This is a genomic window from Micromonospora sp. NPDC007271 (assembly GCF_040634005.1).
Taxonomy (GTDB): domain Bacteria; phylum Actinomycetota; class Actinomycetes; order Mycobacteriales; family Micromonosporaceae; genus Micromonospora.
In genome coordinates this window covers 45,603-56,675 of the sequence record NZ_JBEYER010000049.1, presented here as the reverse complement: position 1 = coordinate 56,675, position 11,073 = coordinate 45,603, and the positions used below count along the sequence as shown (strand labels likewise).

The window sequence follows — 11,073 nt, the reverse complement described above, 5'->3', positions numbered from 1 at the left end:
CACTCGCCGACCTGGCGGAGATCGACGCCACCGGCCTGCTGCCCGCGCCGCCCGGTGACCGGCTGCCGTTACGGCCTGGGATCAGAAGCCCGGGCCGTGCTGGTGGCCGTGGCCGTGCCCGTGCCCGTGGCCGTGGCCACCGGCGGCGGCCGGCTCGGCCTTCTCCGGCTTCTCCACCACCAGGCTCTCGGTGGTGAGCAGCAGCCCGGCGATCGAGGCGGCGTTGACGACCGCGTTGCGGGTCACCTTCACCGGGTCGAGGATGCCGGACTTGACCAGGTCGACGTACTCGCCGGTGGCCGCGTCGAGGCCGTTGCCCCACTCCTTGCCGGCGACCTTCTGCACCACCACGTAGCCGTCGTGGCCGGCGTTCTGGGCGATCCAGCGCAGCGGCTCGACCAGCGCCTTGCGCACGATCGAGACGCCGACCTTCTCGTCACCGGTAAGGCCCAGGTCGTCGGCGAGCACCGGCAGGATCTGGGCCAGAGCGGCGCCGCCACCCGGGACCGTACCCTCCTCGACCGCGGCCTTGGTCGCGGCGATGGCGTCCTCGATGCGGTGCTTGCGCTCCTTCATCTCGACCTCGGTAGCCGCGCCGACCTTGATCACGGCGACGCCGCCGGAGAGCTTCGCCAGCCGCTCGGCCAGCTTCTCCCGGTCCCACTCGGAGTCCGAGGCCTCGATCTCCTTGCGGATCTGGGCGACCCGGTCGGCCACCTCGCTCGCCTGGCCGCCACCGTCGACGACGGTGGTGTTCTCCTTGTCCACCACCACGCGGCGGGCGGTGCCGAGCACCTCCAGGCCGACCTGGTCGAGCTTGTAGCCCAGCTCCGGGGCGACCAGCTCGGCGCCGGTCAGGATCGCCATGTCCTGGAGCATCGCCTTGCGGCGGTCGCCGAAGCCGGGGGCCTTGACCGCGCAGACCTTGAGGGTCTTACGGATCGCGTTGACCACCAGCGTGGAGAGCGCCTGGCCCTCGACGTCCTCGGCGATGATCAGCAGCGGCTTGTTGTTCTGGAGGATCTTCTCCAGCAGCGGCAGCAGCTCCTCGATCGCCGAGATCTTCTGCGTGGTGATCAGGATGTACGGGTCCTCCAGGACCGCTTCCTGCCCCTCCACGTCGGTGACGAAGTTCGGCGAGATGAAGCCCTTGTCGAACTGGAGACCCTCGGTCACGTCCAGCTCGGTGACGAGCGCGGAGCCCTCCTCGACGGTGATGACACCGTCGCGGCCGACCTTCTCCATCGCCTCGGCGATCAGCTCGCCGATCGTGGCGTCCTGCGCGGAGACCGTCGCGACGTGCGCGATCGACTCCTTGCCGGCGACCTCGACGGCCCGGCCGAGCAGCGCCTCGGAGACCTTCTGGGCCGCCGCGTCGACGCCCCGCTTGAGGCCGGTCGGGTTGGCCCCGGCGGTCACGTTGCGCAGGCCCTCGCGGACCATCGCCTGGGCCAGCACGGTCGCGGTGGTGGTCCCGTCGCCGGCGACGTCGTTGGTCTTGGTCGCCACCTCCTTGACCAGCTGCGCGCCGAGGTTCTCGTAGGGGTTGGTGAGCTCGATCTCCTTGGCGATGGTCACGCCGTCGTTGGTGATCGTGGGCGCACCGAACTTCTTGTCCAGGACGACGTTGCGCCCGCGCGGGCCGAGGGTGACCTTGACCGCGTCGGCGAGGGCGTTGACACCGTGCTCCAGCAGGTGCCGGGCGTCGTCCGAGAAGCTGAGGATCTTCGCCATCAGTATCCCTTCGAAGCGACGTTGCCCCGGCCCGGCGAGCCGGACCGGGGCAACGACACTGATCGGTTGCTTACTTCTCGATGACCGCGAGGACGTCGCGGGCGGAGAGCACCAGGTACTCCTCGCCGGCGTACTTGACCTCGGTGCCGCCGTACTTCGAGTACAGGACGGTGTCGCCGACCTTCACGTCGAGCGGCACGCGGTTACCCTTGTCATCGATCCGGCCCGGGCCGACAGCGAGGACGGTGCCCTCCTGCGGCTTCTCCTTGGCGGTGTCGGGGATCACGATGCCCGACGCCGTGGTGGTCTCAGCCTCGTTCGCCTGGACCACGATCCGGTCCTCGAGCGGCTTGATCGCAACCTTGGTCGCGGTAGTCACGGGCATACCCTCCTGGGGTACTGGTTTCGTTGCCGGTCGACACGCCGACCGGCGTCAATCTGCCACATGCCACCGGGCGGGGCCGTCGTCGCGGGTGCCGGTCCGCCTGGCGTTCAACCCCCGGACACCGGGCCCGGGCGTTGGCACCCTCAGGGTGAGAGTGCTAATCGCAGGTTATTCCTCGGCTAGCACTCCGTCAAGGAGAGTGCCAACCCGCGCCCGGCGCGTCGCCAGTGTTCCGCCGGTCGGGAGAATGGGCGGGTGGATCTGGACCAGCTCGCCGCGCTGCGTACCCCTGAGGGGTCGGCCGCGCTCGCGGCGGCCGCCGAGGTCGCCGGCGGCGACCCGCTGGCCGCGGCGGCCCGGCTCCGTTCGGCGGGGTTCCCGGCCGGGCTGGCCGCCGCCGCGCTCACCCAGGCCGAGCTGCGCCGCCGGGCGGCCGGCAAGTTCGGGCCGGAGGCCGACCGGATGTTCCTCACCCGGCCCGGGCTGGAGCAGGCCACCCGCCGGGTGGTCGCCGACCGGCGGGCCGCGCGGCTGCACGCCGCCGGGGTACGCACCCTCGCCGACCTGGGGTGCGGTCTCGGCGCCGACGCGCTCGCCGCCGCCCGCGCCGGCATCCGGGTGTACGGGGTGGAGGCCGACCCGGTGACCGCCGCGATGGCCGCCGCGAACGCCGAGGCGGCCGGGCTGGCCGAGCGGTTCACCGTGGCGTGCGGCGACGCGACGGCGTTCGACGTGACCGGGGTGGACGCGGTCTTCTGCGACCCGGCGCGCCGTTCGGCCGGCACCGGACGGCGGATCTTCGACCCGAACGCCTACTCGCCGCCCTGGGACTTCGTCACCGGGCTGGCCGAGCGGGTCCCGCGCACCGTGGTCAAGGTGGCCCCCGGCCTGGACCACGCGCTGATCCCGGCCGGCGCCGAGGCGGAGTGGGTCAGCGTGGCCGGCTACCTGGTCGAGGCCGCCCTCTGGTGCGGCGCGCTGGCCGAGGTCCCCCGCCGCGCCACGCTGTTGAAGGAAGGGTCCCCTGTTAACGCACCCGGTAGAGCAGAGGCCCCCTGTTATCAGCTAGCCGGCTCCGGCGAGGCCGAGGCGCCGGTGGGGCCGGTCCGGCGGTACGTGCACGACCCGGACCCGGCGGTGGTCCGCGCCCACCTGCTCGCCGAACTGGCCGAGGACCTCGGCGGGACGCTGGCTGATCCGAGCATCGCCTACCTCTACACGGACGCCCCGGTCGCCAGCCCGTTCACCCGCTGCCTGGAGGTCACCGACGTGCTGCCGTTCTCGCTGAAGCGGCTGCGCGCCCTGCTGCGGGAGCGCCGCGTGGGCCGGGCGGAGATCCTCAAGCGCGGCTCGGCGCTGGAGCCGGAGAAGCTGCGCCGGGACCTGAAGCTCGTCGGCGAGGAAGCGGCCAGCCTGGTGCTGACCCGGGTGGCCGGCGCGCCGACCGTGCTGGTCTGCCGGCCGGCCTAGAAGCCTGACCGTGAGGCAGTACCTGACGCACGGACTTGACCTCAACTTCGGTTGAGGACATGTGCTGTTGCTCGCCGTTCCTGATCGGAGAAAGCGAGCACCGTTGGACACGACCATTTCATCTCCTCAACCCGCTGAAGGTACTGCGAGACCGTCTCCGTTGACGCTTCCGGTGGTGCTGGTCGGTGTCTTCTTGGTGGCGATGTCGATCTCGGGCACCGCGGTCGCGTTGCCGAGCATCGGCCACGACCTCGATGCCTCCGGCTCTGCCCTGAACTGGATCGTGGCCGGATACAACCTGGCTTTCGCCGCCATGACCTTGGTGGCGGGCTCGACCGCCGACCGGGTGGGCCGGCGCAGGGTTTTCATCGTCGCCGCATTCGTGTTCGCAATCGGCTTTCTTGCCACCGCGCTCAGCCCGTCGATCGTGATCGCCGACATCGCCCGAATCGTGTCCGGTGGCGGCGGGGCCGGAATCATGGCCGCGGGTGGGGCGATCCTGGCCTCCAGCTACAACGGTGCCACCCGCAACCGGGCCTTTGCGCTGATGGGCACCATGGCCGGGATCGGCATCGCGGTCGGCCCCACCTTTTCCGGGCTCTTGATCACCGCGACCGGGTGGCGGGGTAGTTTCGCGGTCTTCACCGTGATCGGTCTTCTGGCCGCGCTCGGCGCGACTCGTACCCGGGAGTCGCGCTCAGAGTCCGGGCGGGCCGACTCGGTTGGCAGCATCCTGTTCGTCGGCGCCTTGACCTGTCTGATGTTCGCACTGCTCGAAGCCCCGTCGCTGGGGTGGACCCATCGGGCCGTCATCGCCACTCTCGTCATCGGTCTGCTGGCGCTGGTGATCTTCGGCATCGTGCAACGGCACAGTAGTTCCCCTGTGCTGGCACCGTCCTTGGTGGCCAACCGCGGATTCATTGGGTGGAGCCTGGCGACACTCACGACCTCGATCGGATTCCTCGGCGTGCTCGTGTTCCTGCCGACCTACCTGCAGTCAGCCGCCGGACTCACCCCGGCGGCGGCCGGCGTGGCGATGCTACTGCTCACCGCACCGGTTCTGATCATGCCGATGGTGGCGGTCACCCTGGTCAACAAGGGCGTCCCCGCGCGAGCCTTGATCATGATGGCGTTACTGCTCGTGGTAGTCGGGAACTTCTGGCTCATGGCCCTCGGGTCCGAGAACACCGTTGCCGTAGTCGCGGCACCACTGCTGATGACCGGGATCGGCATGGGTGTTTCCTTCGGCATCACCGACGGTCAGGCCATGAGCCTCGTCCCGGCCGACTCGGTCGGCATGGCAGCCGGGTTCCTCAACACTCTGCGCGGCGCAGCCGAAGCGCTCGTGATCGCCGCGTTCAGCGCCTCCCTGATCGGTCTCCTCGCGAGCAAGCTCGGCGACCGCACCCATGCGGCGGCGGTGAGCGCAGGTCGCCTTGGCAACAATCCAGCCAGCGAACTGGACGCGTTCACCTGGTCCTGGCATATGACCCAGCTCGGCGTCGGCATCCTGTGCCTCGCCCTGTCGGTCGCCGTCGCCGCCCTCATCTTCGGGAGCAAGGCCAACGGCGCCGAAGGATCTGCCTCAACTTCACTTGACCTCAACCATGGTTGAATTTTTAGCGTCAAACCGTCGCCGAAAAGGAAGGTCAAATACCCCACCGCCTACGTCACCGGCGCACCGCGTCTGATTGATCTGGGAGGACGAGATGCATGCCAGGCCGGACGACCACCTCACCATCGGTGAGGTCGCCCGACGGACTGGCGTGCCCGCCTCAGCGCTCCACTTCTATGAACGCAAGGGATTGATCTTTTCGCTGCGCAACGGCGGCAACCAGCGCGTCTACCCTCGCCACATGTTGCGCCGCATCTCGCTGATCATCGTCGCCAAGCGGCTCGGCATTCCGCTGTCCGATGTGGCTGGCGTCTTTGTGACACTTCCCGCAGATGAGGCGCCGACCCATGCGGCTTGGCAGCGCGTCTCTCGATCGTGGAAACGCCAACTGGAAGAACGACGCCGTGAGATCGAGAGCCTGGAGCAGGAACTCACCGGCTGCATCGGCTGTGGATGTTTGTCGATGAAAGGCTGCCTCCTGCTTAATCCTGATGACGCCCTCGGGCAGCAGGGCCCCGGTCCAGTGCGGTTGCAGTCCAGCGATTCCACGAAGACCCCGCGGAGATCGCGCCGACCCTAGGCGTCTGCCGTCTCCAGGTCCGGCCGGCTGCCGTACCGGCTTTCCACTCGCCCATCCGCCCGGACCGGACTACCTTGTCGGGCATGGCGGGACAGGGCACTCCGGCGACGGCGCTGCTGGCGCGGCGGAGGATCGCGCACAGCACCCATCCGTACGACGTCTCGCCGGATGCGCCGAACTACGGCGCGCTGGTCGCGGCGGCCCTCGGGGTGCCGCCGGAGCGGGTGTTCAAGTCCCTGGTCACCGAGGTCGACGGCGGGCTGGCCGTGGCGGTCGTACCGGTCACCGGGGAGTTGGACCTCAAGGCCCTCGCCGCCGCGTTGGGCGGCAAGCGGGCGACCATGGCGGACCGCGCGGTGGCCGAGCGGGCCACGGGCTACGTGCGCGGCGGGATCAGCCCCCTCGGCCAGCGCAAGCGGCTGCCCACGGTGGTCGACGGGTCCGCACTGGACCATCCGACCGTCTACGTCTCGGCCGGTCGCCGGGGTCTGCAGCTGCAACTCGCCCCAGCGGATCTGGTCGCGCTGACCGACGCGGTCACCGCACCGATCGCGGCCGCCTGAACCACTTCGGACGGTCACCGCGCACGCGTTCCCGCACCTCGTGCCGGGGAGCGCTCTCAGCCGGGTGACGGCCGGACGACAGTGGCGTTGCTGAATTGTTACCGCCGCCAACAAACTACTGGCCTCGACAGTCTTGCGGGCCCAACAAGCGGGGAAATACGTTGCCGGGCACAACAAAACACAAATCCCCCACCCCGGAAAGGACCCGTGCACATGCGCAAGGGCTTCCTCACCTTCGCCGCCGTCGGCCTGCTGGCCGCCGGCAGCATGGCCGCCTGTGGTGACAACGACGGTTCCGACCAGGCCGGCGGCGCCAAGAAGCCGAAGATCGGTGTGATCCTCCCGGACAGCAAGTCCTCCGCGCGGTGGGAAACCGCGGACCGCAAGTTCCTCAAGGAGGCCTTCGACGCGGCGGGCGTCGACTCCGACATCCAGAACGCCCAGAACGACAAGAGCGTGTTCCAGACCCTCGCCGACCAGATGATCACCAACGGGGTGACCGTCCTGATGATCGTCAACCTGGACTCCGGCACCGGCAAGGCCGTGCTGGAGCGGGCGAAGTCCCAGGGTGTGGCCACCATCGACTACGACCGGCTGACCCTGGGCGGCTCGGCGCTGTACTACGTCAGCTTCGACAACGAGGCGGTCGGCAAGCTCCAGGGCGAGGGCCTGGTCAAGTGCCTGGCCGACAAGGGTGTCAAGAACCCGGCGATCGCCTACCTCAACGGCTCGCCCACCGACAACAACGCCACCCTGTTCAAGAACGGGTACGACTCGGTGCTCAAGCCGAAGTTCGACGCCAAGGAGTACACCAAGGCCGCCGACGACGACGTGCCGGAGTGGGACAACGCCCAGGCCGCCACGATCTTCGAGCAGCAGCTCACCAAGGCCGGCGGCAAGATCGACGGGGTGCTCTCCGCCAACGACGGCCTCGGCAACGCGGCCATCTCGGTGCTGAAGAAGAACAAGCTCAACGGCAAGGTCCCGGTGACCGGCCAGGACGCCACCGCCCAGGGCCTGCAGAACATCCTCGCCGGCGACCAGTGCATGACCGTCTACAAGGCGGTCAAGAAGGAGGCCGACGCCGCCGCCGCCCTGGCCATCGGTCTCGCCAAGGGGGAGAAGAAGGACACCGGCCAGACGGTCAAGGACCCGGAGGGCGGCCGGGACGTGCCGGCCGTGCTGCTAGAGCCGAAGGCGATCTACAAGGAGAACGTCAAGGACGTCGTCGACGACGGCTACGTCACCAAGGACGAGCTCTGCGCCGGGGCGTACGCCAAGCTCTGCGCCGACGCCGGGATCAGCTGACCCTTCCGTACCCGCTTCAGGCGGCGCCGCCCGGCACGGGACCCCCGTGCCGGGCGGCGTTCCCGCCGGACGGGACCCGAGACCTTACCTCCGTCCGAAGGAGACCCCGTGTCCGCCACTCCCCTGCTGGAACTACGCGGGATCGACAAGAGCTTCGGTCCCGTCCAGGTGCTTCGCAACGTCGACTTCGCCGCCCACCCCGGTGAGGTGACCGCACTGGTCGGCGACAACGGCGCCGGCAAGTCGACCCTCGTCAAGTGCATCAGCGGCATCTACCCCACGGACGCCGGTGAGTTCCTCTTCGACGGCCAGCCGGTGAGCATCAACGGCCCGCGCGACGCGGCCACGCTCGGCATCGAGGTCGTCTACCAGGACCTCGCGCTCTGCGACAACCTCGACATCGTGCAGAACATGTTCCTCGGCCGGGAGAAGCGCAACGGCATCGTGCTCGACGAGCCGACCATGGAGCAGTTGGCCGCCGAGACCCTGGCCGGGCTCAGCGTCCGTACGGTGAAGTCGCTGCGCCAGCACGTCTCCAGCCTCTCCGGCGGCCAACGCCAGACCGTGGCGATCGCCAAGGCGGTGCTCTGGAACAGCAAGCTGGTCATCCTGGACGAGCCGACCGCCGCCCTCGGCGTCGCACAGACCGCCCAGGTGCTCGAACTGGTCCGCCGGCTGGCCGACAACGGCCTGGCGGTGGTGCTCATCTCGCACAACATGAACGACGTCTTCGCCGTCTCCGACCGGATCGCCGCGCTCTACCTCGGCCAGATGGTCGCCCAGGTGAAGAGCACCGACATCACCCACTCGCAGGTGGTCGAGCTGATCACTGCCGGCCGCTCCGGCAGCCTCGGCCTCCCCGCCGACCCGGCCCCGGGCAGCAACGGCAACGGCGCCGAGCCCGCCGACCCCACCCCAGGAGCCGTCCGATGACCACCACCGCCGTCAAGAGGGAGGGGCCGGCCGCCGTCGCGCCGGCACCCACCGTCGGCAGCCACCTCCACAACTACTGGCGCCGGGTACGCGGTGGCGACATCGGGGCCCTCCCCGCGGTCGGCATGCTCGTCCTGCTCTCCGCGGCCTTCTCGATCGCGCGCCCGTCGTTCCTCACCGCCGGGAACTTCGCCAACCTGTTCACCCAGGGCGCGGCGGTCACCCTGATCTCGATGGGGCTGGTCTTCGTCCTGCTGCTCGGCGAGATCGACCTCTCCGCCGGCTTCGCCAGCGGGGTCTGCGCCGCCGTCCTGGCCAACGTGGTGACCGTGTTCGGCTACCCCTGGTACGTCGCGGTGCTCGCCGCGGTCGCCACCGGCGCGGTCATCGGCACACTCCTCGGCCTGCTGGTGGCGAAGGTCGGCATCCCGTCGTTCGTGGTGACCCTCGCCGGCTTCCTCGCCTTTCAGGGCATCGCGCTGATGCTGGTGGAGGAGGGCAAGAACATCTCGGTGCGGGACGACGTGCTGCTGGCCATCGCCAACCGCAACCTGCCCCCGGCGGTGGGCTGGCTGCTGGCCGCCGTGGCGGTCGCCGGCTACGCGGCGGTCCAGCTGCACCGGCACTGGCAGCGCTCCACCCGCGGCCTGCTGGCCGACCCGATCGCGGTGGTCCTCGCCCGGATCGGCGCGCTGGCGGTGATCCTCGGCGTGGCGGTCTTCATCCTCAACCTGGAGCGCAGCCGCAACGTCCTGTTCACCTCGCTCAAGGGCGTGCCGATCGTGGTGCCGATCATCGCGGTGCTGCTGATCGTCTGGACCTTCGTGCTCCAGCGCACCAGCTACGGCCGGCACGTCTACGCCGTCGGCGGCAACCGGGAGGCGGCCCGCCGCGCCGGTATCAACGTCGACCGGATCCGGATCTCGGTCTTCGTGATCTGCTCCGGCATGGCGGCGGTCGGCGGCATCGTGGCGGCCAGCCGGGCCAACTCGGTCGACCCCAACACCGGTGGCAGCAGCGTCCTGCTGTACGCCGTCGGCGCGGCGGTCATCGGCGGCACCAGCCTCTTCGGCGGCAAGGGCCGGGTGCTCGACGCGGTGCTCGGCGGCGCCGTGATCGCCGTCATTGACAACGGGATGGGCCTGATGGGATACAGCTCGGGCCGCAAGTACGTCGTCACCGGCATCGTCCTGCTCGGGGCCGCCACCATCGACGCGCTGTCCCGGCGGCGTGCCGCCGCCACCGGCAACCGCTGAACCGCTTACGGAAATGGCTGTGGCAATGCGCGCAGGACCGAGCCAGGACGAGATCCGCCGGCAGAACCTGGGCGCGTTGCTGCGGTACGTGCACGTCCACGGCGCCACCAGCCGCGCCGAACTGACCACCGCCCTCGGGCTGAACCGCAGCACCATCGGCGCGCTGACCGCCGACCTGGCCGGTGCCGGCCTGGTCAGCGAGGGGACCCCGAAGGAGACCGGCCGGGCCGGGCGACCGTCGCTGGTCGTCCGGCCCGAGTCGGCCCGGATCTACGCGTACGCGTACAGCGTGGAGGTGGACCGGCTGCGGGCCGCACGGGTTGGGCTCGGCGGTGAGGTGCTCGACCGCCGGGACCTGGACCGGCCCCGGAACCTGCTGGCCGCCGAGGCCGCGCCGGTCCTGGCGGCGGCGGGCAAGGAGATGCACCAGAGCGTGCCGGCGGACGCGACGTGCGTGGGCGTCGGGGTGGCGGTCTGCGGGATGGTCCGCCGCGAGGACGGCCTGGTCCGGCTGAGCCCGACGACCGGCTGGGTGGACGAGCCGATCGGCGCGGTGCTCGCCGCCGAGCTGGGCGCCGACGTACCGATCACCGTGGGCAACGTGGCCGACGTGGCCGCCTTCGCCGAGCACGCCCGAGGCGTCGCGGCCGGCTGCGACAACGTCATCTACCTGTACGGGGACGTCGGCGTCGGGGCCGGCATCATCGCCGGGGGGCGGCGGCTCACCGGGCACGGCGGGTACAGCGGCGAGGTCGGCCACATGGTGGTGGTCCGGGACGGCACGCCCTGCGACTGCGGGCGCCGGGGCTGCTGGGAGACCGAGATCGGCGAGCACGGGCTGCTGCGGGCCGCCGGCCGCTCCGACGCCCGGGGCCGGGACGCACTGCTGGCCGTCTTCGACTCCGCCGACCGGGGGGACGCCCGCGCCCAGGCCGCCGTCCGCCAGGCCGGCGACTGGCTCGGCTTCGGCGTGGCGAACCTGGTCAACATCTTCAACCCGGAGATGGTCATCTTCGGCGGCACCATGCGTGACCTCTACCTGGCCGCCGCCGCCCAGGTCCGCAGCCGGCTCAACTCCAACGGACTGCCCGCCTGCGTGGAACACGTGCGGCTGCGTACGCCCAAGCTGGGCGAGGACGGGGCGCTGATCGGCGCCGCCGAGCTGGCCTTCGAACGCCTCCTCGCCGACCCCCTCGACGTCGGCTGACCGATCACCCCGGCGGGTGAAC

The 11,073-nt window shown here is 70.3% G+C and carries 10 protein-coding genes; 8 read left to right on the top strand and 2 right to left on the bottom strand.

What is annotated here, in order from left to right; genetic code table 11:
• Positions 1-81: 81 nt before the first annotated feature.
• Both groL and groES read right to left on the bottom strand, forming a co-directional pair.
• The gene (gene groL / locus ABZ570_RS18935) at positions 82-1,734 is read right to left on the bottom strand and encodes a chaperonin GroEL (RefSeq protein ID WP_358064804.1); all 1,653 of its coding nucleotides are present in this window, start codon (positions 1,732-1,734) and stop codon (positions 82-84) included.
• Positions 1,735-1,804: 70 nt separating this feature from the next.
• Positions 1,805-2,119, bottom strand: coding sequence for a co-chaperone GroES (gene groES, locus ABZ570_RS18930; protein WP_089005269.1), 315 nt, complete (start codon positions 2,117-2,119; stop codon positions 1,805-1,807).
• Positions 2,120-2,374: 255 nt separating this feature from the next.
• Here groES and ABZ570_RS18925 point away from each other — a divergent pair, with 255 nt between their 5' ends.
• The 8 genes from ABZ570_RS18925 (at position 2,375) to ABZ570_RS18890 (ending at position 11,051) form a co-directional block, all read left to right on the top strand.
• Complete coding sequence (locus tag ABZ570_RS18925) at positions 2,375-3,589, top strand: methyltransferase domain-containing protein (RefSeq protein ID WP_358064801.1); 1,215 nt, start codon at positions 2,375-2,377, stop codon at positions 3,587-3,589.
• A 175-nt stretch (positions 3,590-3,764) separates the two neighbouring features.
• Complete coding sequence (locus tag ABZ570_RS18920) at positions 3,765-5,204, top strand: MFS transporter (protein ID WP_358064798.1); 1,440 nt, start codon at positions 3,765-3,767, stop codon at positions 5,202-5,204.
• Between the two features lie 76 nt (positions 5,205-5,280).
• Positions 5,281-5,784, top strand: a complete 504-nt coding sequence (gene soxR / locus ABZ570_RS18915; protein WP_358064795.1) for a redox-sensitive transcriptional activator SoxR — start codon at positions 5,281-5,283, stop codon at positions 5,782-5,784.
• Positions 5,785-5,867: 83 nt separating this feature from the next.
• Complete coding sequence (gene ybaK / locus ABZ570_RS18910) at positions 5,868-6,347, top strand: Cys-tRNA(Pro) deacylase (RefSeq protein ID WP_358064792.1); 480 nt, start codon at positions 5,868-5,870, stop codon at positions 6,345-6,347.
• A 213-nt stretch (positions 6,348-6,560) separates the two neighbouring features.
• Positions 6,561-7,655, top strand: a complete 1,095-nt coding sequence (locus tag ABZ570_RS18905; RefSeq protein WP_358064789.1) for a substrate-binding domain-containing protein — start codon at positions 6,561-6,563, stop codon at positions 7,653-7,655.
• Positions 7,656-7,763: 108 nt separating this feature from the next.
• On the top strand, positions 7,764-8,588 hold the full coding sequence (locus ABZ570_RS18900) for an ATP-binding cassette domain-containing protein (RefSeq protein ID WP_358064786.1): 825 nt from the start codon (positions 7,764-7,766) through the stop codon (positions 8,586-8,588).
• Complete coding sequence (locus tag ABZ570_RS18895; RefSeq protein WP_358064783.1) at positions 8,585-9,844, top strand: ABC transporter permease; 1,260 nt, start codon at positions 8,585-8,587, stop codon at positions 9,842-9,844. The genes ABZ570_RS18900 and ABZ570_RS18895 overlap by 4 nt, the downstream gene beginning before the upstream one ends.
• Before the next feature lie 25 nt (positions 9,845-9,869).
• Entirely contained in the window at positions 9,870-11,051 is a 1,182-nt protein-coding gene (locus tag ABZ570_RS18890; RefSeq protein WP_358064780.1) for an ROK family protein, read from the top strand.
• Positions 11,052-11,073 lie beyond the last annotated feature (22 nt).